At 44.0% G+C, this 25,847-nt stretch carries 15 protein-coding genes; 6 read left to right on the forward strand and 9 right to left on the reverse strand.

Annotated elements, in window-relative coordinates:
• Window positions 1–17 precede the first annotated feature (17 nt).
• The 4 genes from DW121_RS03775 to DW121_RS03790 all read right to left on the reverse strand — a co-directional run bounded on the left by DW121_RS03775 (window position 18) and on the right by DW121_RS03790 (window position 10,377).
• Window positions 18–3,203: a SusC/RagA family TonB-linked outer membrane protein gene (locus tag DW121_RS03775; protein WP_118323069.1), complete on the reverse strand. Its 3,186-nt coding sequence runs from the start codon at window positions 3,201–3,203 to the stop codon at window positions 18–20.
• Between the two features lie 306 nt (window positions 3,204–3,509).
• Window positions 3,510–4,460, reverse strand: a complete 951-nt coding sequence (locus DW121_RS03780; protein ID WP_118323070.1) for a tRNA-dihydrouridine synthase family protein — start codon at window positions 4,458–4,460, stop codon at window positions 3,510–3,512.
• Between the two features lie 170 nt (window positions 4,461–4,630).
• Window positions 4,631–6,202 (reverse strand): sulfatase-like hydrolase/transferase, encoded by a 1,572-nt coding sequence (locus tag DW121_RS03785; protein WP_118323071.1) that lies wholly within the window; start codon window positions 6,200–6,202, stop codon window positions 4,631–4,633.
• Window positions 6,203–6,315: 113 nt separating this feature from the next.
• On the reverse strand, window positions 6,316–10,377 hold the full coding sequence (locus DW121_RS03790; protein ID WP_118323072.1) for a hybrid sensor histidine kinase/response regulator transcription factor: 4,062 nt from the start codon (window positions 10,375–10,377) through the stop codon (window positions 6,316–6,318).
• 188 nt (window positions 10,378–10,565) lie between these two features.
• Between DW121_RS03790 and DW121_RS03795 the strand changes: the two genes are divergently transcribed.
• Window positions 10,566–11,648: a phosphotransferase enzyme family protein gene (locus DW121_RS03795; RefSeq protein ID WP_117710545.1), complete on the forward strand. Its 1,083-nt coding sequence runs from the start codon at window positions 10,566–10,568 to the stop codon at window positions 11,646–11,648.
• Window positions 11,649–11,731: 83 nt separating this feature from the next.
• Entirely contained in the window at window positions 11,732–12,373 is a 642-nt protein-coding gene (locus tag DW121_RS03800) for a carbohydrate-binding family 9-like protein (RefSeq protein WP_233555769.1), read from the forward strand.
• Between the two features lie 85 nt (window positions 12,374–12,458).
• Here DW121_RS03800 and lpxA read toward each other — a convergent pair whose 3' ends face one another.
• The 4 genes from lpxA to DW121_RS03820 form a co-directional block, all read right to left on the reverse strand.
• Window positions 12,459–13,226: an acyl-ACP--UDP-N-acetylglucosamine O-acyltransferase gene (lpxA, locus tag DW121_RS03805; protein WP_118323074.1), complete on the reverse strand. Its 768-nt coding sequence runs from the start codon at window positions 13,224–13,226 to the stop codon at window positions 12,459–12,461.
• A 61-nt stretch (window positions 13,227–13,287) separates the two neighbouring features.
• The gene (locus DW121_RS03810) at window positions 13,288–14,673 is read right to left on the reverse strand and encodes a TolC family protein (RefSeq protein ID WP_117710548.1); all 1,386 of its coding nucleotides are present in this window, start codon (window positions 14,671–14,673) and stop codon (window positions 13,288–13,290) included.
• A gap of 110 nt (window positions 14,674–14,783) precedes the next feature.
• On the reverse strand, window positions 14,784–18,200 hold the full coding sequence (locus DW121_RS03815) for an efflux RND transporter permease subunit (RefSeq protein WP_117710549.1): 3,417 nt from the start codon (window positions 18,198–18,200) through the stop codon (window positions 14,784–14,786).
• A gap of 29 nt (window positions 18,201–18,229) precedes the next feature.
• Window positions 18,230–19,405, reverse strand: a complete 1,176-nt coding sequence (locus DW121_RS03820) for an efflux RND transporter periplasmic adaptor subunit (protein ID WP_117710550.1) — start codon at window positions 19,403–19,405, stop codon at window positions 18,230–18,232.
• Between the two features lie 260 nt (window positions 19,406–19,665).
• Between DW121_RS03820 and DW121_RS03825 the strand changes: the two genes are divergently transcribed.
• Together DW121_RS03825 and DW121_RS03830 are read left to right on the forward strand one after the other, a co-directional pair.
• Window positions 19,666–21,633, forward strand: coding sequence for an Ig-like domain-containing protein (locus DW121_RS03825; protein WP_118323075.1), 1,968 nt, complete (start codon window positions 19,666–19,668; stop codon window positions 21,631–21,633).
• On the forward strand, window positions 21,551–22,462 hold the full coding sequence (locus DW121_RS03830) for a DUF3108 domain-containing protein (RefSeq protein WP_117710552.1): 912 nt from the start codon (window positions 21,551–21,553) through the stop codon (window positions 22,460–22,462). The genes DW121_RS03825 and DW121_RS03830 overlap by 83 nt, the downstream gene beginning before the upstream one ends.
• Here the strand turns inward: DW121_RS03830 and DW121_RS03835 are convergent.
• Window positions 22,452–22,856, reverse strand: a complete 405-nt coding sequence (locus tag DW121_RS03835) for a hotdog fold thioesterase (RefSeq protein WP_117710553.1) — start codon at window positions 22,854–22,856, stop codon at window positions 22,452–22,454. The two genes, DW121_RS03830 and DW121_RS03835, sit on opposite strands and share 11 nt — an antisense overlap.
• Before the next feature lie 177 nt (window positions 22,857–23,033).
• On the opposite strand from DW121_RS03835, the gene DW121_RS03840 reads away from it, so the two are divergent.
• Both DW121_RS03840 and DW121_RS03845 read left to right on the forward strand, forming a co-directional pair.
• Complete coding sequence (locus tag DW121_RS03840; protein ID WP_118323076.1) at window positions 23,034–24,233, forward strand: glycoside hydrolase family 88 protein; 1,200 nt, start codon at window positions 23,034–23,036, stop codon at window positions 24,231–24,233.
• Complete coding sequence (locus DW121_RS03845; protein WP_117710555.1) at window positions 24,230–25,780, forward strand: sulfatase; 1,551 nt, start codon at window positions 24,230–24,232, stop codon at window positions 25,778–25,780. Before DW121_RS03840 ends, DW121_RS03845 begins: the two co-directional genes overlap by 4 nt.
• Window positions 25,781–25,847 lie beyond the last annotated feature (67 nt).

Raw genomic sequence — 25,847 nt, forward strand, 5'->3', positions numbered from 1 at the left:
ATTTTATACGTTTGTAGTTAGAAAGTAAGGTTTACTCCGATAGATGCGTTAAATGAGCGGGGATATGCTGACCAGTCAAATCCAGGTGTTAATACGGAATTACGTGTGGAAACTTCTGGATCGGAGCCTGAATATCCTGTAATAGTTGCTATGTTTTCTGCGGAAACAAATACTCTAGCGGAACTGATATGTGCCTTCTTTAACATTTCTGTAGGGAAATTATAGCCTAAAGAGATTGTTTTTAGTTTTAAAAATGAACCGTCTTCTATATATAAAGAACTGTATTCATTAGAACCAAGAGCTCCAGCGCGTGGCATATTGCTATTGGAATTTTCGGGGGTCCAACGCCCTGCATAAGACGCAAACATGTTAGTATTCTTCTTTTTAGCTGGATTCTCAAAGACCATACGGTTGGCATTTAAGATGTCATTTCCTAAACTCCATTGTAAGAAAATACTGAGGTCCCAATTTTTATAGGTAAGACTATTAGTAAAACCACCAGTACATTTAGGGAGTCCGTTGCCGATAGTAGTACGATCATCATCAGTGATAACACCATCACCAGTGTCCGGAATACCGTCACCATTGGTATCTATAGTTGGCATATCCTTATATTTGGGATCACCAGGTTGACAGTTCTTTACATAAGAGGGAATTCCTTCTTTGAGAGTATATATCATCTTTCCATTTTCTCCAGTTGTTATATCAAAGTCAGACTCTTTGTATGTACCTTCGTAAATGAAGCCATACATTTTTCCTGCTGATTCTCCTATGCGACTGATATAGGCAGGCATTGTTTTGTATTTATTATCCCAACTTACATAGCTGGTAATTTCTCCTTTCCCTTCTGTCAAAGCAGTTATCTTATTAGAATTAAATGCTATGTTGAAGTTGGAACTCCAAGAGAATTTTTTATTTTTCATATTGATTGTTTCCAAAGTAACTTCAAAACCTTTATTCTCAAGTTTTCCGACATTAAGTGTTGCACTTGTAAATCCAGAACTCCCTGGAACATCAGCTTGGAGAAGTAAGTCCTTAGTTGTTTTTATATAATAATCAGCAGTTAGATTTATGCGTCCGTTAAAAAAACCTAGGTCTATACCGAAGTCAAATTGTTCAGTAGTTTCCCATTTTAGCTGTGAATTAGCTTTATTGGCGATATGAAAACCAGGGGTAAAAGAGCTATTCCATGGATATTTGTATACATCATCACTAGTTATTAATTGGGCCATGTAATCGAAATCTCCTACACGGTTATTACCTGTTTGACCGTAGCTAATACGTAACTTACCATTGGATAACCAAGATGCGTTTTCAGAGATGAAAGCTTCACGACCAAAAGCCCATGCTACAGATCCAGATGGGAAGTAGCCCCAGCGGTTATTTTTTGGAAATTTAGAAGAACCATCTGCACGTATGGAAGCAGTAATGTAATATCTTGAATCAAAATTATAATTAATACGTCCAAAATAGGACATCATTTTGTTTTCTCCTTGATTACTTTCTATTGTTTGGTTAGTACCTTTATCTAAACCTGCCATACCAAAAGATTCATTACTTATATGTTCGGTTGCCACGGAATGAGCATAGTCACTGTTCTTTTGTAAGCTTAAACCGACTAGCGCATTCATACTGTGGCGGTTCTTATTGAATTGATAAGTTAAGGTATTTTCATTTAGGTAGCTTCTGAATTCATATTGATATAGTTTGGCATTAATACCCTTACTTTGTGTGTTTGAAGGATGAGAGTTACCAGTGCGTGTATTGGGACCGTTAAACTCTTCTTTTTTTATGTCACGACTGGAATAACCTGCAGCTATTTTGAATTTTAAGTTTTTAATAATTTCGTATTCTGCACTAAGATTGGCTTGTAGTGTATTAGTGATGTTTCTGCGATATTCATTTTTGGCTGATAGTACAGGATTAAAACGGTAGTCTTCTGCCATATCAATATCAGTGTCATAGATTTCATCCATCAAATCGGCACCAGAGGGTGATACAGGACGATATGCCCATACACTGTACATGAATGCTGTAGACATGGACGAAGTATTTGTTGAGGGGTTAGGTCCATTTTGTACCGTACTGGCAAAGTTTGCATTAGCATCGATTTTCAATTTCTCATTAAATTGTTGGCTCAGATTGACACGTGCTTGATATCTGCTTAAATCTGAATTGATAATAACACCTTGTTGATTGTTATAAGAAACTGATGTAGAATATTTCAGATCACCTGCATTACCATTCAGAAGTACATGATGGTTGTGACTTAATGCTGTACGATAAATTTCTTTCTGCCAATCGTAGGATTTAAAATTACGGTAATCCTCCAAAGTAATACCATCTTTTAGATACATATTCGTAAAGTCTTCTGTACCCATGATTTCTTGTTGAAGCTTGACGAACTCATATCCATTCATCATTTCAGGAGTATTGTTTACAAGACCTACAGTGAAGCTTCCATTGTAAGAGATGGTCGGTTTTCCAGTTTTACCTTTCTTTGTTGTAATAATAACTACACCATTGGCACCACGGGAGCCGTAAATGGCAGTGGCAGAAGCATCTTTTAGTACATCAATGGACTCAATGTCGTTAGGATTCAAAGACCCCATATTGGATGTTTCTTGCGGAAAACCATCAATCACATATAAGGGAGCTGTACTTTGTGTTAAAGAGCCAGCACCACGGATAACAATATTAAAGTTGTCTCCTAAACCGCCATCCGTTGATGAAACCTGTACACCAGCAATACGTCCCCCTAAAGATTCTGCAACATTATTAACAGGAGTTTTGGTCAATTCTTTGATGTCTGCTTTTGCAATAGAACCTGTTAAGTCTTTGCGGCGGACGTCACCATATCCCACAGCAACAACAACAACTTCTTGTAATTGTTGAGCGTCCTCTTGTAGGTTTATTGTAAATTTTTTCTGATTATTTACGGGGATTTCCTGCGTCTGATAACCAATAAATGAAATGACCAATGTTGCTTTGGAAGGTACATTAGATAATGTGAAATTTCCATCAAGGTCAGTTATACAACCATTGTTTGTACCTTTTACAAGGACTGATGCGCCAATTACAGGACCAAAGTTGTCATTTACGGTACCTGTAATAGTTAATCCCTGTGCATTAACTCGCGTTACAGAAAAGACAAAAAGCAATATTATACTTAATGTCTTTAGAAAGATTAGTTCCTTTTTCATAAATATTAGTTTAATTAATAAATTAAGGTTATATTTTACGTCATCGTGTAAAATTAACGTTGCAAATGTATTAAGCTAATAGTATAAATATGTAATCTAATCGTTCGTAAATAGTCTAATTTTGTACATGCAGTTTGTGGGTGAACATCTTATAAAGCTGTAATATTAATGAAAGAGATACTTGAATATCAGTCTCTTTAATTTGTCTTTTATTAGATACTTGTTTCGTTTTGAATAGAGATTTGACATTATACTCGTTTGCATATGAAAAAATGGATATTCGTGTTTGCGTGTGTGAGAATTGTTTTATTTGTATGAGGAAAATAGGTTATTTATTGCTATCCAGTAATCAGTCAGTTTGGTAGCTTTGTGTATCGTCTTTTTGGCTTTGTGGTTGCTGTCTGGTAATAAGTACTCCCAGAAAACTTTCATTTTCATTAATAGTTGCTTTTCTCCGCCTTCGAGCTGTTCTTTATAGTGGTTGTATACTTCTGTATGCAATAGTCTAACTTTTTCTATAATTTCTTTGAGAGGTAACTTTTCCCCCTGCTGATATTCCCAAGCTAAAGCAGGGTTAGAGAGTAAACCGCGTCCTATCATAAGGCCAGCTAGTTTAGGAAATCGTTCGGTAACAGTTTGTATATCTTCTATAGTGTGCAAATCTCCATTGTATAGTAATGGTTTGTCACATTCATTATAAAAGTTTTCAAATCCGCTTAAATTTACTTCTCCTTTATATTGCTGTTTCCCTAAACGTGGATGCAAGATGATGTGCGTTAATGGAAGTGTATTTAGTAATGGTAGGAGTGTAAGGCATTCGTTTGTATTCTCCCAACCTAACCTAAGTTTGATAGAGAAGCGAATTTGGGGGTAGTTCTCTATTATGGTAGTTAGCAAATTTTTTACTTCTTCGGGATATGGTAACATTCCTGCACCGTTATGTCTTTTGACTAACATGGGGAAAGGACATCCTAAATTTATATTTATATCTTTATATCTATTCTCTATGAAAAAGGACATTATTTGCTTTAATTTATCTGGTTTTGATGCAATCAGTTGGGGGATTAAGTGTACTCCTAAGTTATATTCTCTATTTGTGTCACGTATGTCTTTACGACGAATCTCACCATGTTCCATGCGTACAAAAGGGGTATAATAGGTGTCGATTCCACCAAAGATGTGGGCATGTGCTCGTCGGTAGGTTGCATCTGTGTAGCCTTGAAGTGGAGCGAAATGAATTGGGAGTGTATAACTCATATTATTATTGTTTTGTATTAGAGTGCAAAGGTATGAAAAAAAGGAAGAGGAACCTCACGGTCACTCTCCCTTGCATAAATCAAATTGATTAAGGTCTATTTGATTACTTAATAATAAAAATAAGGTTAGAAGTATTGTGCATATTAGATTTGTATTATTGATTCAGTTGACTATTTCTTATCATCCTTTATAACTTTCTGATTATTTGCGTTTTTTACTTCTTCCAGCAGGGTGGACAGTGCCTTTACTTTATCAGGATGGGCTTCGGCAATATTGTTTTTTTCCGAAGGATCGATAGATAAGTTATAAAGTTGGGGTTCGGGATTATTTCCCATTTCCATTTTAGTCCAATATTCCAATGCGGGTTTGTCGCTTGGTTCAATGTACTTCCAGTTATTTTGAATGATAGATAAGGTATTATTCAAATTCTGTTGTACCACATAGTCGCATCCGATGGTGTCTGTACCGAGGAAGTTACTGAGTTGGTCGCGGCTGTCGGGAGCAACACCTGCGGGAAGTTGGTGATTCAGTAAAGTTGCGAATGAGGCATATACGTCAATCATGGAGAACAGAGCCTGCTGCTTACCCGGTTTGATTCCGTCCGGCCAGCGGACAATGAATGGAATGCGGGTTCCGGCATCAAATGCGCTATATTTGCCCCCGCGATAATGTTTCATCGGAGTGTGCCCGTTCAGTAGTTCAAAGGCTTGGTCTTGATAACCGTCGTCAATGACAGGGCCGTTGTCGCTACATAATACGAAGATTGTATTATCGGCAATATTCAGGCTGTCGAGGGTGTGCATAATTTCACCAACCGTCCAGTCCAACTGTAAAATAACGTCACCACGCGGGCCTAAGCCGCTCTTCCCTGCAAAACGTGGATGAGGAACGCGGGGAACATGAACATCCTGCGTACCCATATATAGGAAGAAAGGTTCGTTTTTGTGTGAAACGATGAAGTCTTTAGCCTTGTCGGTAATGACATCTGCGATGTCCTCGTCCACCCAAAGAGCGGATTTGCCGCCGGTCATCCAGCCAATGCGGGGAATACCGTTGATAATGGTGTTATTATGCCCTTGGCTGGGTTTCATTTTCACTAATTCGGGATTTTCAAGCCCCGTGGGCCAGTCGCCTACCTTGTGGTCGTAATTGACGGTGATAGGGTCTTTAGGGTCAAGACCTACAACATGAGCATTCTCTACGAAAACACAAGGCACACGGTCTACTGTGGCGGGAATGATGAACTCGTAGTTGAAGCCTATATCCTGTGTATTTGGTCTGATTTCACGGTTGAAGTCTGTTCCGCCTTTGGGACCCAGTCCCAGATGCCATTTGCCGACGGCTCCGGTGTAATAGCCTTCTTCTTTGAACATATCTGCCATCGTAACGCAAGCTGTATCGATAATCAGTTCAGAGTTACCCGGCGCGATACCGGTGTTCTCTTGTCTCCATGGATACATACCTGTCAGCAGTCCAAAGCGGGAGGGGGTACTTGTGGAGGAAGTGGCGTAAGCATTAGTAAACTGCATACCCTGGCCGGCAAGGCGGTCGATATTCGGAGTGCTTACTTTAGTGGCGCCATAGCAGCTAAGGTCACCAATACCCAAGTCATCGGCGATGAGATAGATTACATTCGGCTTCTGCGATGAATCATTCCGGGCTTCCTGTTTAGAGGAGCTTCCACAGCCTATCAAAAGTACCGCGCTTGGAAGATACGGTAAAAGGTTAGATAAATGTTTCATAGTCTTTGGACTTTAAAGTTTGATTTCTGTGTCCAAAGATATGGGCTCTTTTTCGACTTCTGTGTATAGAATAGTACACACAGAAGCATGAAAAAGTCCAAAAGATGTATTGTCTATTCTTCTCCTTCTTCCTCTTTGTCGGATTCTTCTCCTTTGCGGTAGGCGAGCGGGCTGACATGATAGATGTCTTTGAAACACTTGCTGAAATAGCGTGAAGAACTGAATCCTATCTTGTCGGAAATCTCGGTGATGTTCAGTTCGAGATTGTTGCGCAGCATCAGGGCGCCTTTCTTTAGGCGGATAGTCAGTATGAAATCATTCGGAGTTTGTCCGGTGATAGCCTTTAGCTTGGTGAACAGGTTGGTGCGTGCCATTGCCATTTCCCTCGCAAAGACATTGACATTGAATTCCGTATCGTCCAGATGTTCTTCTATGATAGTCATGGCTCTATCCAGAATATCCTTGTCTATCGGGTTGGTGGCGAGCATCTGTGCGGCCGTTTGTGGCTGTTTGCTGAACTTCTCCTGCAAGAGGATGCGTGAGTTTACCAAGTTGTTGCAGCGGGATATCAGCAGGTTTGTATTGAATGGTTTGGTGATATAATCGTCCGCACCGATGCGCAGGCCTTCAATGTTCAGTTCAATGGCAGTACGTGCGGTTAGCAATACTACGGGAATGTGGCAGGTGTTGAAGTCGGTTTTTATGAGTTTGCACAATTCTGTTCCCGACATCTTGGGCATAACCACATCACTCACCACGATGCAGGGCATTTCACTGCGTACCGTTTCCCAACCTTCTTCTCCGTTGGAAGCCGTCAGTATTTGGTAGAATGGTCTGAAGATATTGGCAAGCATTTCGCGAATGGAGTCATTGTCCTCTACAATCAGCATCTTGGCGTCCGGAATACGCTTGATAGGCGCATTCTCTTCCAGTTCGGTTTTCAGGAAAGCATCTGTTTCCGGTTTGGGCACTTCAATCTGGTGTACGCAGTCCGGATTTTGGTTGATTTGCTCTTCGTCAAAGAAGTCATTGCCCAATCGCAGGGTCACGATGAAGCTTGTACCTTTACCAAGTTCACTTTCTACGCGGATATTGCCGTGATGTAACTCTACGATACCTTTGGTCAGGGCCAGCCCGATACCTGTACCGCTCTTACCGGCGCTTGTGGAGTTTACCGGATCTATCTGATAGAAGCGGTCGAATATCTTGTCTATTTCTTTTGCGTCGATACCGCTTCCCGTATCTTTTACGCGGATTATGACGTTATTCTCCTCTTTCTTTACGCTAAGGGTTATGGTGTCTTCCTCTTCTGTGTGCTTGATGGCATTGGATAGAAGGTTGTTGATAACCTTCTGCATCTGTTTCTGATCGTACCACACTTCCAATTCATCAGTCTCTTTTTCGAAATTGAAGTTAATCCGTTTTGAACTGGCATATTCGAGGAACAATAGATAGTTCTCGTACAAGAAGTTTACGATGTTGTGCGGACTGACCTTAATTTTCATATGGCCTTGTTCCTGTTTGCGGAAGTCGAGCAATTCGGTAATCAGTTCGCGCAATTGGATACTGTTTTTGTAAATACCTAATATCTTGTTATAAACGGCAGGTGTGAAATTCTGTAATTGCAGCAAAGTCTCCACTTGACCCACGATAAGAGTCAGCGGAGTACGGAATTCGTGCGAGATGTTGGTGAAGAAGCGCAGTTTGGATTGGTTCAGCGCTTCTACGTCCTGAATATGTTTCTGTTCATATTTCAGAGATTCACGCAGTTTAATTCTCGATTTATAGGTACGTACCAGATACCACAAAACGGCTATTATTATAATAAGGTATATAAAGTAAGCAAGCGTTGTCTTGTAATATGGCGGCAATACGTGGATGATGAGTTGCACTTGCGGGCAAAGGCTTTCGTCTTTTCCTTCCGGTTTGATGAGCAGGGTGTAAGTACCTGCGTTCAGGTTGGTATAGGTGATGGAACGCAGTCCGCGCGTGTTGGTCCATTCATGGGAGAATCCTTCCAGTTTATAGATGATGTCGTCTTTGTTGGCAGGTATGTAGTTGGAGGTGGCAAACTCTATGCTGAACATACTCTGGTTTGCGTTGAGTGTAATCTCTTTGGTATGGCACAGAGAGCGTTGCAATATCCCGGTTTCATCTCCTACGTGTATTTCCTGTCCGTTTACGATGAGACGTGAAAGGACAATCTTATAAGGCTTCGGAGTAAAATTCAGTTCCATCTCATGGAAGGAAATCATACCCTGCACGCCACCCAGAAAAATCTCGCCGTCACGGGTCACGCAGAGTGCATTTTCATTGACGGCTGTCAGCGGGAAGCCGTTTTCGGCACTGTAATTCTTGAAATCCTTGTTCCGATAGTCAAAGATGGAGAAGCCCTGATTGGTGATGAGCAGTAATTTGCCGCTGGTGGTGGACTCCTGTGTCTCATAGATACAGTCGGTGGCAAGGTTGTTTTTCTCTTTGTCGAAGTTCTCGAAGTCATTGCTTGCAGGGCGATAGAGGTCCAGACCGCTGCCCGAAGTAGAGAACCAGAGGTTACCCTTGCTATCCTGCATTATGTTGTTTACATTATTATTGCTGAGACTGTTCGGGTTGGCGGAATCATGGCGGTAGTTTGTCAGTTTGTGGGTGTCGAAACGGTAACTGAAGACGCCCTCTCCGGTGGCGGCAATCCATAGCGTACCTTTCGAGTCGAGCAGGACATCCGCTACCATTTTAATAGATTTTCCCTCTTTACTGTCTTTGAACAGTTGTTGGCACTTTCCGTTGGCAGGGTCAAAGAGACATACTCCGTTCTGGGTTGCTATAATCAGGCGGTTCTTGTAGGGAGTGATGTCGCGGATGATGTCTGACGGGAGAGCTTGCGGGTTGTTCTCTTCCATGCGGTAATGGGTAAAATGTCCCGATCGTATATCCAGCTTGTTGAGGCCGCCCAAGTGAGTGCCTATCCATATAATTTCTTTGTCGGCATCGTAGTAGAGCGCTTTCACATTGTTATGTGATATGCTGTTTCGTCCTTCCTGCGGGCGATACCACTTGAATTCGCGCGTACGACGATTATAGTAGTTCAGGCCGCCGCCTTCAGTTCCAATCCATAGGTTGCCGTCTTTATCTTCGATGGTACGTCCCACGACCGGATTGCTCAAGCCTTTCTTTTCATTGGAAGAGTAGGCGTGACGGGTGTAGATTTCATACTCGGGATTGAAATAGTTGACGCCGCCGAAATAAGTTCCCAGCCATAGCGTACCTTGGTTGTCCTTTACAATACACCAGATGGAAGAGTGGGTAAGGCCGTCGGCCTGTATGTCATTGGCGGTATGGTTCTGGAACAAGCCGGTGCTTTTGTTGTAACGGTTCAATCCGTTGAAAGTTCCTATCCATATGTTGCCCAGATTATCCTCACAGCATGCCCTTACGAAGTTTGAGGAAAGACTGTGCGGGTTCTTGGCGTCGTACTTGAAGTTTTCGATTTTTCCGTCTGCCTTTACGTGGAACAAACCCTCTTCCCAGCTGCCAATCCATAACTCTCCTTCACTGTCCCGATAGAAGCTGGTGATGTTCCCTTTCCGGATGGGGTGTGTCAATTCTTTTTTATCAATGTTCAGGCGATACACACCGTTGGTGGTAGTACCCATCCAAAGGTAACCTTTATCAATGTGCATACAAAAGATTTCCAGATTTCCGGCGGACAGTTGATAATATAGGTCGAAGTTTCCAGTTTCTTCATTGTAGCGGTATACTTCGTTCTTTTTGCCGATGAAAAGGCCGTTATTGTAGTAGATGCTGTTGATATTGCCTTGCAGCAGAGTGGTGAACTTTTGAGAGGCAAGGTCGAATTCGGCTACTCCTTCGGTGCATAGCAGGTAAATCTTTTCATTATGATTACCCACAATACGCAGTACTGTGTTGCAAAAAAGGCTGTTAGGGTCATTCTTCTGCAGTTTGTAGGTCTTTATGTCTTCTCCGTTGTAGCGGTTCAGCCCTTCGCGCGTACCAATCCATAATATACCGTTCTCATCGACATACAGGCTGTTTACGGAAAATTGTGATAGTCCGTCGTCGGTGGTAAGATGATTAAAGGTGATATTCTGTCCATGTACATTTACGAAAGCTACGCTCGCTAAAATGAGGAATAATCTGATGACAAGCTTTTGCACGTTGAGTTATTTTTAAGGTTTCAGTCACAAATATATAAATATTTTGTACAAATAATCTCATTTATTATTTGGTTTTTGCGGTTATATTTGTTTAAATGTATATTTTTGGATATTCATCGAACAATTATAAACGGATTGTATGTGATAAAGAACGTATATTTGTACCATTAAATTAATCTATAATTATCATGAAAGACCTTTTATCTATCGTATCTCATTTCCAATTAAAGGGTACGGTTCAAGAAATCAAACCTTTAGGTTCCGGACTCATTAATGACACGTATAGAGTAACCACTCTTGAAGCCGATGTTCCCGACTGTGTATTGCAGCGTATCAACCATGCCATTTTTCAAGATGTGGAAATGTTGCAGGCCAATATCAATGCTGTAACGACCCATATCCGCAAGAAACTGGAAGAAAAAGGCGAGAAGGACATTGAGCGCAAAGTGCTTCATTTCCTTCCTGCCGATACCGGAAAGACTTACTGGTTTGACGGAGAGAACTATTGGCGTGTCATGGTGTTTATTCCCAATGCCAAGACATACGAGACAGTCAATCCCGAATATTCCTACTATGCCGGTGTGGCTTTCGGTAATTTCCAAGCCATGCTTGCCGATATTCCCGATAAATTGGGTGAGACGATTCCCGATTTCCATAATATGGAGTTCCGTTTGAAGCAGCTTCGTGATGCCGTTGCGGCTGACGCTGCCGGACGTGTAAAGGAAGTTCAGTATTTTCTGGATGAGATAGAACGCCGTGCCGATGAAATGTGCAAGGCGGAACGTTTGCACCGCGAAGGCAAGTTGCCCAAGCGTGTTTGCCACTGCGATACGAAAGTCAACAATATGATGTTTGATGAAAACGGCAATGTGCTTTGTGTCATCGACCTTGACACAGTGATGCCCAGTTTTGTATTCTCCGATTTCGGTGACTTCCTGCGTTCGGGAGCCAATACCGGATTGGAAGATGACAAGGAACTTGCCAATGTGAATTTCAATATGGAAATATTTAAGGCTTTCACAAAAGGCTATCTGGAGTCGGCCAAATCTTTCCTGCTGCCGATAGAGATAGAGAACTTGCCCTATGCAGCCGCTTTGTTCCCCTATATGCAGTGTGTGCGTTTCCTTGCGGACTACATTAATGGCGATACATATTATAAGATTCAGTATCCGGAACATAATCTGGTACGCACAAAAGCACAATTCAAATTGCTGCAGAGCGTAGAGAAACATACTCCGGAAATGCAGAAATTCATAGCTTCATGCATTTAAAAAGGTGTCTGACGGCGGCAGTAATAGGCTGCTGCGCTTTGCCCTTATTTGCATTAACTCCTAAAAATAAGACAATGAAAGAATTGGATGTCAAGAAAGTGAGCATGGCAAGCATACCGGTAGAATCGGTTCCGGCTCTTTTGGATGAAGAAAAAGTGGCTTTTCAGCCAATCAATACAGTGAACTGGACGGCGTTTCCATATTGCCCGGACGTGAAGTTCCGTATAGCCCATACGGATGATGCCATTTTGCTTCACTTTAAAGTGAAAGAAGCCAGTGTGCGTGCGGTAGCAGGCAAAGACAACGGCCCGGTTTGGGAAGATGCCTGTGTGGAGTTTTTCTCTGTTCCTGCCGGAGACGGGGTGTATTATAATATGGAATGTAACTGTGCGGGCCGATTGCTTATCGGTGCTGGGGCGGAACGTTCCAACCGCCAGCATGCGTCACAGGAAATACTCGATAAAGTGCAACGTTGGTCTTCCTTGGGTCGTGAGGATTTTGAGGAACGGGTAGGAGAGTGTAATTGGGAGGTGGCATTGGTGATACCTTATTCCGCTTTCTTCTTGCACAATATTACCTCGCTGGATGGTAAGGCTATCCGTGCCAACTTCTATAAGTGCGGTGATAAGTTGCAGACTCCCCACTTCCTGTCGTGGAACCCTATCGGTTTGGAGAAACCGAATTTCCATTGTCCGGAGTTCTTCGGGGCGTTGCGTTTCGAGTAGGAGGATGTATTTATATATAACGCATTATCTGTTCGGGCAGAACAGATAATGCGTCTTCTATTAAAAAAAAGTTTGTTATTGAATCTTACTTAACAATCCCTTTCGAGTCACGGATAAAGTTGATGATGTTGTGTATCTCATCACTCATCGGAACCTGATCCTCAATCTTCTGCAAAGCATCCTGTATGCTGAAGTTTCCTTGATATACCAGACGGTAAGCATTTACGATATGGCGCAAGACACGCTCGGTAACCTCATGCTTGTGTTGAAGTACCACTGCATTGATGCCGTGGTATTCTGCCGGATTACCGTTCATGATGACATATGGCGGTACATCTTTTGAGATGCGGCAACCTGCCTGAATCAGCACCCAACTGCCTATGTGGCAATTCTGATGCAGGATGACGTTACTGCTCAGAATTGTGCAGTCATCTATGCGGCAGTCGCCCGCTACCGTACTCTTGATGCCCAATACGCAGTGATTGCCTATCTGTACGTCGTGGCAGAGATGCACACCGTCCATTAGATAGTTGTTATCGCCAATGCGCGTACATCCGCTTTCGTGCGTGGCGCGGCTGATAACAACGTTTTCACGAATATCGTTGTTGTCACCGATTATCAACCGGCTTGCTTCGCCCGTATAATGAAAATCTTGTGGCTCACTACCCAGTACGGCGCCATGATGTACCTTGTTTCCTTTACCTAAACGAGTACCCTTGAGGATACTTGCATTTGACATAATCACACAGTCATCACCGATTTCCACATCTCCCTCGATGTAAGCGAAAGGCTGAATGGTTACGTTCTTACCGATTTTTGCGGTAGAATCTACCGATGCTAATGGACTAATCATGTTTTCCAATTTTGAATGACTTTTTAATGAAGAATTCATTCTTCTTCATTCTTCATTTATGTTACTTCTCTCTTCCTCCGCCCAACGCTTGGTACAGGCTTATTACGGACTGCATACGGTCGAAGGTGTCGGCCACTTCCGAAAGCTGTGCACTGAGGTAAGACTGCTCGGCAGATAAGACTTCCAGATAGGTTGACGTGCCTAAGTTAAACAATTCTTTTGTATCTTCCGCTGCTTTACGGGCAGAATTCACTTGAATTTCGCGTGAAACCGCTTTGTCTGAAGTCATTTGGTATTGATATAAGGCGTTGCTTACTTCGTTTCCAGCTTGGAGCAAGGTGGTTTGGAACTGAATTTTGGCTTGTTCTTCCTGTGCTTTTGCCTGTTTCAGACGGGCTATGTTAGCACCGCGGTAGAATAACGGCTGTGTCAGCGAACCGATAGCGGATGCCAGTAACTTGCCCGGGTTGACGATAGCAGAACCGGCACTGTTGGTCCATCCGGCAGAACCGCTTAATGTAATCTGCGGATAGAATGCGGCGCGTGCGCTGTTGGTATCGTAATAGCTTGCGGCCAACGACATTTCAGCGGCTTTCACATCAGGACGGTTTGATAGCAGTTGCAAAGGAATGCCTGTGGAGAATTCAGACGGTAACTGCTGTTCCTCCAAAGTGCCGCGGGCAATGCTTTGTGCCGGTTGGTTCAGCATCAGGCACAATGCGTTTTCCGTTTCGCGAATACTTTGGCGTATGTCGGGCAGGGAAGCCATTACTTGCGCATAGGCGGTACGGCTTTGCTCTACAGCCGCACTGTTTGCCATAGCGGCATCTTTCATCGCTTCTACGGTTTCGAGGTTACGTCTCAAAATGTCACAAGTGCCTTCACTGATTTGCAGCTGACGGTCGAGCATCAGCAATGTGTAGTACATATTGGCTACATTGGCAATCACTTGTGTCTGTACGGCTTGCTCATAGAACTGCGTCTGTTTCAGAGAAACCTGCGCTTTGCGTTTGGGGTTCAGCAATTGGCCGAACAGGTCTATCTGCCAGCTTGCTGTTACCGGGAGCGAGTAAGTCTGTGTAGCCTTGCCTTTGTCCCAACTGCTTACTGTGCCTTGCGGGGAGAGAGCCAGCATCGGGGCATAAGCCAAACGTGCGGACATTAACGCTGCCTGAGCTTGTTTTACAGTCAGTGCAGCGCTACGCAGGTCGGCATTATTGGTCAATGCCTGCTCGATAAGCGTCTGCAACTTAGCGTCTGTAAACACTTCCTTCCACGGCAGATTACCGAAGTTGGCGGTATCTGCGGCAAGCGTATCGCCCCCGGCAACGGTGTCGCGATACAGACCTTCCACAGTAATATCTTCGGGTCTGTCATATGATTTGTAGATATGGCAACTGCTCAATAAAGCAGTTGCGCACATCAGAGTTATTATTTCTTTCTTCATAATCGTTCTTTTTAATGATGAATGAAGAATGAAGAATGATGAATGAATGAGTTGCGCCATACAGCTATCTCGCAAGGTAAATTCTTCATTCATCATCCTTCATCCTTCATTTATTTTGTGTATTGTTCAATTTCGGGCTCTGCATCCGAGTTGTCCACATCTTCCCATTCCATAGGTTTAATCTTCTCCTGTAAGTATTGGAAAACAACGAACAGGGCGGGAACAATGAATATCTGCAATATCATACCAATCAACATACCACCGATGGCGGAAGTACCCAATGTGCGGTTACCGTTGGCGCCTGCACCGGAAGCGAACATCAGCGGAAGCAGACCGACAATCATAGCCAAAGATGTCATCAAGATAGGACGCAGACGGGCTCCTGCACCCAGCACGGCGGCCCAAGTGATACTCATACCCATCTTACGGCGGTCGAGGGCAAACTCTACAATCAAGATAGCATTCTTGGCCAACAGACCCATCAACATGATGAGGGCAATTTGCATATAAATATCATTGGACATCGTACCCAAAATCATTTTCAGTGCAGGGATATTTCCCAACGAGCCTATACCGCTGACGAAAAGGAAGCTGCCCAACAAACCGAACGGTACGGAGAGCAATACGGAAAGCGGAAGGATATAACTTTCATATTGCGCACTCAACAACAGGTAAACGAATACGAAGCAGAGCACAAAAATCAGACCGGTTGTGCTACCGCTGGTTTCGGCCTCTTCACGTGCCATACCGCCAAGTTCGTAAGCGAAACCTGTCGGCAGACTTTCTTTGGCAACTTCCGCAATAGCCGCCAGAGCCTGACCGGAAGTGTAGCCGCTGGCGGGAGCCACCATCACCTTCATGGATGTATAAAGGTTGAAACGGCTGATGATGTCAGGACCATATACCTTCTTGATGGAGACAAACTGCGTAATGGGGGCCATTTCGTTACCGTTACGTACCTTGATGCTGGAGAGTGACTCCAGATTCTTGGTTGCGTTCGGCTCGGCTTGAATCATGACACGGTACATCTTACCGAAGCTATTGAAGTTGGAAGCATAAAGACCTCCGAAGTATCCCTGCATGGTGCTGAGAATGTCGCTTGGGCTGAGGCCGGCTTTCTTACAGGCTGCCGCATCAATATCCAGCATATATTGCGGGAAGTTAGGGTTGAAGCTGGTCTTGGCAGAGTTGATTTCCGGGCGTTCTTCCAATGCGGCGGTATATTTATTGACCACCTCGAAGAAGTGATTGAGGTCACCACCGGTTTTATCCTGCATATTCAATTCGATGTCGCTGGATGCCGAATAACCCGGAATCATAGGCGGAGCAAAGAACAATACCTGTGCTTCTTTGATAATTTTCTGTGCACGCATATAGAGGGTAGCGTAAACGACCGTTGAATTTTGCATAGTGGAGCGCTCTTCCCAGTTTTTCAGCTTGATAATGAGCGAACCGTAAGAAGGTCCCTGACCGCCGATGAAACTGAAGCCGGAGATTACGGTACGTGATTCTACTGCCGGGTCGGCCGCAACCAGACTGTCCACACGGTTCAGTACCTCCATGGCACGTTCTTGCGATGTGCCCGGGGGAAGTGTTACCACACCCATGATAGTACCGGTATCTTCATTGGGAACCATACCCGTCGGGGTGATGTTCATAAAGACTATCAACAGGACAATGGAACCTGCAACAATACCGCCGGACAGCCATTTCTTCTGGATGAAACGGAGCACTTGCTTCTTGTACTTGCCCAGAATGGAGTCATAAGAGGCATTGAAAGAGTTTTTGAACTTGTCGGTAGTCATACCCGCCAATGCCAATACGCTGATTACAATCATAACGAGACAAAGTACCGGGTGGTTTTCAAAGCTGAACAAGCCGAATATCATGCCTAAAATGGCAATTGTAGTAAAGAGCAACGTCAGACCGGGACGCATCATTTTACCCATAGAGTCGGCATAACGCGCCAACATGATTTTGCGGGCTTCTTTGGTTGCGACGCCTATGCGCTCTTTTACGCCGGCATCACTGTTGTGCGGTTTCAAGAAGATGGCACACAAGGCCGGACTCAGCGTCAAAGCATTCAATGCGGAGAAACCGATAGCGATAGCCATTGTAAGACCGAACTGTCGGTAGAACGTACCGGCAGTACCGCCCATAAAGCTCACCGGCACAAACACTGACATCATTACCAATGTGATGGAGATGATGGCGCCGCCCAACTCGCTCATGGCGTCGATGGATGCGGTCCTTGCCGATTTATATCCTTGGTCGAGCTTGGCATGGACTCCCTCGACGACGACTATGGCATCATCCACCACAATCGCAATGGCAAGCACCATGGCCGAAAGCGTCAGCAAGTTAATACTGAATCCAATTAGTTTTAATACGAAGAATGTTGCAATCAACGCTACCGGAATGGCAATGGCGGGAATCAATGTAGAACGCATATCTTGCAGGAAGATATACACTACGATGAACACAAGAATAAACGCCTCAATCAAAGTCTTGACTACTTCATGAATAGAAGCGAACAAGAAGTCGTTTGCACTTTGTGCGATATTGATTTTCAAGCCTGAAGGCAATGTTTCGGATGCTTCATCGAGTACTTTTTCCAAGTCGCTGATGGTTTGTGTTGCATTGGTTCCTGCCATCTGATATACGATACAGGATACTGCCTTATGCCCGTTTACCGTATTGTTGAAGTTGTAAGACAGACGACCGAGTTCTATGTCAGCAATGTCTTTCATACGGAGCACTTCACCGTTTTCAAGAGCTTTGATAACGATATTCTCAAACTCTTCCGGTTGTTGGAGGCGTCCTTTATAACGGATAGTGTATTGGAAACTCTGGTTGCCGCGTTCGCCGAACTGACCGGGAGCGGCTTCGATATTTTGTTCAGCCAATGCTGCAGCTACATCGTTGGGAATCAGCTTATACTGCGCCATTACGTCTGGTTTCAGCCAGATGCGCATGGAGTAGTCCATACCGAGTACGTTGGCGTCACCCACACCGTTTACGCGTTTTACTTCCGGTATAAGGTTGATATTAGCGTAGTTTTCAAGGAATTCGATGCTGTACTGGTCTTTCTCGTCGTAAATAGAGAATACCATTAGCATGGAGGTTTGTCGTTTCTGCGTGGTTACACCGACTTTGGTTACTTCGGCAGGCAGCAGACCCTGAGCCATGGAAACACGGTTCTGTACGTTGACGGCCGCCATATCCGGGTCAGTACCTTGTTTGAAGTAAATGGAAATATCGGCGGAACCGTTATTGGAGGCGTTGGAGGTCATGTACATCATGTTCTCCACACCGTTAATCTGGTCTTCCAGCGGTGCAATGACAGAATTCAACACCGTTTGGGCGTTGGCACCGGTATAGGTGGCGCGTACCGACACCGTTGGGGGTGCAATGTCCGGATATTGGGTGATAGGCAGTGTTGCCAAACCAATAAGTCCCAGGATTACTATCAGGATAGAGATTACCGTAGATAGTACCGGACGATTAATAAATCTATCTAATTTCATGTTATTTTAGTGATTAGGGGCGTTAAACGTTAATTGAACGCAGTTTGGATATTACCTTCTTTCTGGTCTTTGAGGGCTTTTTGATATTCAGCCTCTTTCTCTTCGGGAGTGATAGGAGTAATGCTTTGTCCGTCTTTCAAGTTTTGTACACCTTCTATCACAATCTTATCACCTGTCTTCAAACCATCGGTAACGTAGTAGTACTTGCCGTCATTCAAGCTGAACACCTTGATTTCGGTATTTTTCAGTGTATTGTCGGGTTGCGCTACGAATACGAACTTCTTGTCTTGTATCTCTGTGGTAGCCGACTGCGGAATCATAATCACGTTCTCCATGGGATTGGGAAATACTACATTTCCCGTGCCGCCGCTGCGCAGGATATTGTGTTTGTTGGGGAAGAGGGCGCGCATATTCACCGCACCCGTAGTCTGGTCGATGACACCGCTGATGGTTTCCACACGTCCGCTGTCGGCATACATGGTGCCGTCAATCAGTTGCAGTTGCACCTGAGGCATCTTTGCCAAAATGTCCTTAATGCTGCCACCCTCACGTATCAGCTCCAGAAGTTGTCTTTCGGTCATAGAGAAATAAGCGAACATTTCAGAGATATCGGCAACCGTAGTCAACGGAGTAGCCATAGAGGGACTTACCAAGCTTCCTACACGGTAAGGGATAGTACCTACAATACCGTCGCTGGGACTTGTTACACTGGTATACGACAAGTTATTTTTGGCATTGACTAATTGTGCTTCTGCTTGTGCCAGTTGTGCTTTGGTTTGTGCCAGTTGGTTTTCAGCCATTTGCAAGTCGTAGTCACTGATGATATTCTTTTTATTCAGTGTACGCTTGTTGTTTACTGTAAGTTCTTGTGTGTTTACAGCAGCCTTTGCTGTCTCAACCGCAGCTTTGGCAGAGTTTACAGCAGCTTGGTACTGCACAGGGTCGATACTGAACAAAACTTGTCCTTTACGTACAACGGAACCTTCGTCCACATGTAACTTGGTGATAAAACCGCTCACCATCGGGCGAATTTCCACATCTTGTTTACCTTTAATAGTAGCCGGATAACTGTTTGTCAAGTTGGCAGTGGTAGTTTCTACTGCAATCACTGCAAATTCGGGTGCTTTGCCCGTGCTTTTGTCGCCTTGTCCGCAACTGCTGAGCAGCGCCAGGCAACATGCCAATAATACTAATCTACTCTTCATACTCTTTTATTCTCTGTATAATATGTTCTGGTTAATCTGTAGCTTTTGTGTGTAAATCATAGAAGAAAAAAGGATAGCGATGAAAACTGAATACTCTTGTTTAGTTTTCGGTCGCAAAATTATTCTTTTCTCTGTATATAAGGTGTGAACATCCTTGTTTTTTAACTATGTTTTATATATAGTTGAGCGAAATATTCGTTTTTTGATTAAAATACTGTAAAGCATACTGCTAATTGCCGGATAACCGTTATTTTTGCAACATGTTAGATTGCAAGCATCATAATAAAATGAAACCGTTTATACGTCGGTTGTTAGGGGCAGTGGCAGGTGCGGCTGTCTTATATTCTTGTGCCAGCATAGGCCGCTTGGAGGGTGGATCAATTGACGAAGAACCGCCTCGTTTTGTTACGAGTTCTCCGCTGCCGGGTACTCTCCATAATAAGAAGAAAAAAATATCAATCGAATTTGATGAATTTATCAAGCTGGAGAAGGCAAATGAGAAAGTTGTCATTTCACCGCCTCAGGTTCAGCAGCCGGAGATAAAAGCAAACGGTAAAAGAGTGATGATTAACTTGCAGGATACATTAAAGGCAAATACTACATATACCATTGACTTTGCCGACGCCATTCAGGATAATAATGAAGGAAATCCGATGCAAAGTTTTACTTATACGTTTTCTACCGGTGCGGAACTCGATTCGATGGCTATTGCCGGCACACTGCTCGATGCGTCAAATTTGGAACCGGTAAAAGGAGCGTTGGTGGGTTTGCATGCCAATTTGGCTGACTCCGCTTTTACTACACTGCCTTTTGACCGGGTGGGACGTACGGACAGCCGGGGAAGGTTCTCCATTCGTGGAGTTGCGCCGGGCAAGTACCGTATTTATGCTCTGATGGATGCCGACCAGAACTTCAAGTTCTCCCAACCTACAGAGGTTATAGCTTTCAATGACTCTGTAATTATTCCTTCTATGGAAGAGCGCATGCGTCAGGATACCCTTTGGAAGGATACTTTAACCGTAGATACGATTATAGAGAGACAATATACTCATTTCTTGCCGGATGATGTTTTATTGCGCAGTTTTAAACAGAAAGCCTTCTCCCAGCGTTTGATGAAAACGGAACGCCTTACTCCGGAGAAGTTCTCTTTCTATTTTACGGCTCCGGCAGATAGCTTGCCTCTGATGAAAGGGTTGAATTTTGATGAAAGGGATGCTTTTGTCATAGAACAGACAACCGGACGGAATGATACGATTCATTATTGGATAAAGGATTCTTTGCTCTATCAGCAAGATACGTTGAGAATGAGTCTGACTTATTTATATACAGATACCCTGAATCAGTTAGTTCCCCGGACAGATACTTTGAGAATGGTGTCGAAGGTAAGTTGGAAGAAATTGCAGGAGAAGAAACAGGAAGAGAAAGAAAAGGCCGAGAAGGAAAGGAAGAAAAGGAAGAAGAAGGGCGAGGAAGAACCCGAACCGACCCCTTTTCTGGCAATGGATGTGTATGCTCCTTCATCAATGGATGTGTACGACTATATTACACTGAGCTTTACAGAACCGATAGCCGGTTTTAATGATACCGCCTTGCGCGTAAGGCAGAAGGTGGATACGTTGTGGCAGGATGTACCGTTCGATTTTATGCAGGATTCGCTGGACTTGAAGCGTTACAATCTGTATGCAGACTGGCAACCGGGTGAAAGTTACGCTTTTGAAGTGGATTCGACCGCTTTTCATGGATTATACGGTCTGTTTACGGATAAAGTGAAGAAAGAGTTTACCGTAAAGAAGTTGGAAGAATACGGACAGATCTTTTTCAATATTACCGGAGCGGATTCTTTGGCGTTTGTAGAATTACTGGATGCCCAGGATAAGGTGGTGCGGACGGTACCGGTCGTAGAGGGAAAAGCTGATTTCTATTATTTGACTCCGGGTAAGTATGGCGCCCGGCTCATTAACGATACAAATGGAAATGGCGTATGGGATACCGGCGACTATACTACCAAACGCCAGCCGGAAATGGTCTACTACTATCCGCAGGTATTAGAATTCAAAGCTAATTTTGATTTGATTCAGGATTGGAATGTCAAAGGAAAACCGTTGGATAAGCAGAAACCGGATGAATTAAAAAAACAAAAACCAGATGAAGACAAGAAAAGGAAAAATAACCAGAATAATCGTAACAACAGCAGCAACCGCAATAGCGGCAGGGGATATGGTTATTAAGAGAAAGCGGATATTGGGTATCTTCTTGCTGGCCGGACTTTTGTGCTTAGGCGGCATGATGCCTGTGCAGGCACAATGTGCGGCTAAGAATGAAGCGTTTCAATCAGGTGAACACGTTATGTATGACTTGTATTTTAACTGGAAGTTTATCTGGAAGAAAGTGGGGTTGGCAAGTTTGACAACAAATGCCACTACTTATCATTCCCAGCCAGCCTATCGTTTCAATCTCCTTTCTGTGGGCAGCAAGAAGACGGACTTTTTCTTTAAAATGCGTGATACGCTGACTTGCTATGTCAGCGATAAGCTCGAACCGCTTTATTTCCGTAAGGCGGCCGAGGAGGGAAAACGCTATACGGTAGATGAGGCATGGTTTTCGTACAATGACGGTGTGTCCACCGTAAAGCAGAGGCGCACTTGGCACAATCCGGTACGCGAACCGCAGGAAATGGAATACAGCGACAGCCGTTGTATCTTTGATATGCTGAGCATTTTGGCACAGGCACGGTCTTACGACCCCGGAGACTATAAGATAGGAGAGAAAATACTCTTTCCTATGGCAACGGGGCGCAGGGTAGAAGAACAAACCCTGATTTACCGCGGAAAGGAAGAGATAGAGGCAAATAACGATACAATCTATCGTTGCCTTGTATTTTCTTTTGTGGAATACAAGAAAGGGAAAGAGAAAGAGGTTATCACTTTCTTTGTTTCCGATGATAAGAACCACCTTCCCATACGTTTGGATATGTACCTGAATTTCGGTTCGGCAAAAGCGTTCCTTAAAAGTGTAAGGGGCAATCGTTACCCGATGACTTCCGTCGTTACAAAGTAAATGGCAGCGAATCTCCCTTTCTGAAGACGCTGGACTCGAATGTGGCTATCAGTTCTCCTTTCTGGTTGGTGACGTCAATCTGATAATATCCGGTAGTGCGTCCTATGTATCGCTCGCGGGCTTCGGCGTATAATGTGTCACCCGGACCGCTACTGCGCAGGAATGTGATATTGGAAGACAGTGAGAAAGCCAGTGCGCCGTGCGAATTGGCAGCTGCGGCCAAAGCCAGATCGGCCAATGTGAAGAGTGCTCCGCCTTGGGTGCGATGTCCGGCATTGAGATGTTCTTCCGTAATTACGAGACGTGTCTTACTGTATCCTTCTTTTATTTCAATCAGTTCTACCCCGGCCTTGCAGGCAAACAGGTCTTTTTTGAAAAACTCTTGTGGAGTCATGTGGTTTAGCGATTAATGATTCATGATAAGCGGTCGGCATAAGGAAAAATATATGCTTTCCGATGCAAATGTAACAATTTTAGCTTTTAATTGGATGATTTAGGTGGGTCATTTCACTGTATCCGCACTACATTTGCCTTCGAAAAATCGACAATATTAATAAATAAATCCCTTATTATGAAAACAGTTCTTACCACATTGGGTATTTCCCTTCTTGTTTTGGCAGGTTGTGCAGGACAAAAGCAAACTGCAAACGATTTCATTCAGGAAAATATTGATAATGCAGTGGCACAGGAAACGCTTCAAACAGACATTATCGAGAAATCAGGTAAAATCCTTAATCCGCGCACTATCAATAAGGATGGCAGCATTCGTTATGTCCCTATCGATGACTGGTGTTCAGGATTTTTTCCCGGTAACATCTGGTACACATACGAACTGACCGGCGACAAGAAATGGTTGCCACTGGCAGAGAAATATACGGAAGCGTTGGACTCGGTACAATACCTGACTTGGCACCATGATGTTGGCTTTATGATTGGTTCCAGTTATCTGAACGGATACCGTTTCGCCAATAAGGAAGAATACAAGCCTGTAATTATTCAGACCGCAAAATCATTATCTACCCGCTTTCGTCCGGGTGCGGGCGTCATCCAGTCTTGGGATGCCGATAAAGGCTGGCAGGCAGAACGTGGATGGAAATGTCCGGTTATCATAGATAATATGATGAATTTGGAACTGTTGTTCGAAGCTACCAAGCTTTCAGGCGACTCTACTTTCTATAATGTAGCCAAGAAGCATGCGGATACTACTATGGCAAACCATTTCCGTGCAGATAACAGCTGTTATCATGTGGTGGATTATGATCCCGTGACCGGTGAGGTTCGCAAGAAACAGACCGCACAGGGTTATGCAGACGAATCGTCTTGGGCCCGCGGACAAGCATGGGCTTTGTATGGCTATACAATGTGCTACCGCTATACTCACGATTCTAAGTATCTGGAACAAGCCGAAAAGGTTTATAACTTTATCTTCAATAACAAGAATCTTCCCGAAGATTTGGTTCCTTACTGGGATTTCGACGCTCCTAATATTCCGAACGAGCCTCGTGATGCTTCTGCCGCAGCATGTACGGCTTCTGCGCTCTATGAGTTGAGCACTTACATCTCTGACAAGAATTATAAGGAAGTTGCGGACAGAATTATGGAAAGCCTTGCTTCTCCGGCTTACCGTGCAGAGGTAGGAACCAATGGCAATTTCATCCTGATGCATTCCGTAGGAAGCATTCCTCATGGTGCGGAAATTGATGTTCCCCTGAATTATGCCGATTATTATTTCTTGGAAGCATTAATGCGTAAAAGAGACTTAGAGAAATGAAAAATCAATTGAATATATTGTTAGGTGGTTTAGGCTTGTTCGCTTTGCAGGGCTGTAAAGCTCCGCAGGCTGAACAGGCCCAACAGCCGAATGTCATTTATGTCTTTCCCGACCAGTACCGCAACCAAGCCATGGAGTTTTGGGGGCAGGAAGGCTTTCGGGAGAAAGTGAACTTTAGAAATGACCCGGTGCATACTCCCCGTCTGAACGACTTTGCGAGAGAATCTCTGGTATTGACATCCGCCATGAGCAACTGTCCGTTGAGCAGCCCTCACCGGGGTTCATTGCTGACGGGTATGTATCCAAACAAAAGCGGTGTTCCTTTGAACTGTAATTCGAACCGCCCTATCAGTTCCCTGCGCGAGGATGTGGACTGTGTGAGCGATGTATTCAGCAATGCAGGTTACGACTGCGCTTATTTTGGCAAACTGCACACCGATTTTCCAACTCCTAATGACCCTGAACGTCCGGGTAAATATGTGGAAGACCGTATACCTGCATGGGACGCTTACACACCGAAAGAACGCCGCCATGGATTTAACTATTGGTACTCTTACGGCACATTCGATGAGCATAAGAACCCGCATTACTGGGATACGGACGGTAAGCGGCACGATCCGCATGAATGGTCGCCGCTGCACGAGTCGGGCAAGGTTGTTTCTTACCTGAAGAATGAGGGGAATGTACGTAATCCGAAGAAACCGTTCTTTATCATGGTAGGTATGAACCCGCCGCATAGTCCTTACCGTTCGTTGGACGATTGCATGGAGGAGGACTTCAACCTATATAAAGACCAACCGCTGGACAGCTTGTTGGTTCGTCCTAATGCTGATTCCAAAATGGAAAAAGCGGAAAGCGCACGTTATTATTTCGCATCGGTTACGGGTGTCGACCGCGCTTTCGGACAGATACTCGATGCCTTGAAAGAATTGGGACTGGACAAGAATACAATTGTAGTCTTTTCTTCCGACCACGGTGAAACCATGTGCAGCCAGCATACGGATGATCCGAAGAACTCTCCGTTCTCCGAGTCTATGAGTGTGCCTTTCATCGTTCGTTTTCCTGACAAGATTCAACCTCGTTTGGATGATTTGATGCTTTCTTCTCCGGATATTATGCCTACCTTGCTGGGTTTGGCGGGCTTGTCCGACTCTATTCCTACATCTGTGCAGGGGCGTAATTATGCTCCGCTGTTCTTCGATGAAAAGGCGGATATTGTACGCCCTACCGGTGCGCTTTATATTCAGAATTTGGACGGAGAGAAAGATACGGACGGTAAAGTCCGTTCTTATTTCCCTTCATCACGCGGTTTTAAGTCGGCTCATTATACGCTGGCACTCTATATAGACCGTGATAATCATAAACTTGTAAAGAGTTTGTTGTTTGATGATGAGAAAGACCCCTACCAGATGAACAATCTTCCATTGGAAGAGAACAAGGAGATTGTAAGCGAACTGTGTATGGAGATGGGAAAAGTATTGAAAGAGATTGATGACCCTTGGTATAGGGAGCGTATTTTGTCTGATATGATACCGTACGATAAATAAAGCTATAACCGGTTGTACGAAGTTGTAAAAAAAGAGAGTATGTCAAAACTTTGATTGGCATACTCTC

Source organism: Bacteroides sp. AM10-21B, assembly GCF_003472565.1.
GTDB classification, from domain to species: Bacteria; Bacteroidota; Bacteroidia; order Bacteroidales; family Bacteroidaceae; genus Bacteroides; species Bacteroides propionicigenes.

What these genes read in the sequence shown, in the direction of transcription:
- DW121_RS03775 (WP_118323069.1), bottom strand. Translation starts at nt 3,203, where the DNA reads ATGAAAAAGGAACTAATCTTTCTAAAGACATTAAGTATAATATTGCTT.
- DW121_RS03780 (WP_118323070.1), bottom strand. Translation starts at nt 4,460, where the DNA reads ATGAGTTATACACTCCCAATTCATTTCGCTCCACTTCAAGGCTACACA.
- DW121_RS03785 (WP_118323071.1), bottom strand. Translation starts at nt 6,202, where the DNA reads ATGAAACATTTATCTAACCTTTTACCGTATCTTCCAAGCGCGGTACTT.
- DW121_RS03795 (WP_117710545.1), top strand. Translation starts at nt 10,566, where the DNA reads ATGAAAGACCTTTTATCTATCGTATCTCATTTCCAATTAAAGGGTACG.
- lpxA (WP_118323074.1), bottom strand. Translation starts at nt 13,226, where the DNA reads ATGATTAGTCCATTAGCATCGGTAGATTCTACCGCAAAAATCGGTAAG.
- DW121_RS03810 (WP_117710548.1), bottom strand. Translation starts at nt 14,673, where the DNA reads ATGAAGAAAGAAATAATAACTCTGATGTGCGCAACTGCTTTATTGAGC.
- DW121_RS03815 (WP_117710549.1), bottom strand. Translation starts at nt 18,200, where the DNA reads ATGAAATTAGATAGATTTATTAATCGTCCGGTACTATCTACGGTAATC.
- DW121_RS03820 (WP_117710550.1), bottom strand. Translation starts at nt 19,405, where the DNA reads ATGAAGAGTAGATTAGTATTATTGGCATGTTGCCTGGCGCTGCTCAGC.
- DW121_RS03825 (WP_118323075.1), top strand. Translation starts at nt 19,666, where the DNA reads ATGTTAGATTGCAAGCATCATAATAAAATGAAACCGTTTATACGTCGG.
- DW121_RS03830 (WP_117710552.1), top strand. Translation starts at nt 21,551, where the DNA reads ATGAAGACAAGAAAAGGAAAAATAACCAGAATAATCGTAACAACAGCA.
- DW121_RS03835 (WP_117710553.1), bottom strand. Translation starts at nt 22,856, where the DNA reads ATGACTCCACAAGAGTTTTTCAAAAAAGACCTGTTTGCCTGCAAGGCC.
- DW121_RS03840 (WP_118323076.1), top strand. Translation starts at nt 23,034, where the DNA reads ATGAAAACAGTTCTTACCACATTGGGTATTTCCCTTCTTGTTTTGGCA.
- DW121_RS03845 (WP_117710555.1), top strand. Translation starts at nt 24,230, where the DNA reads ATGAAAAATCAATTGAATATATTGTTAGGTGGTTTAGGCTTGTTCGCT.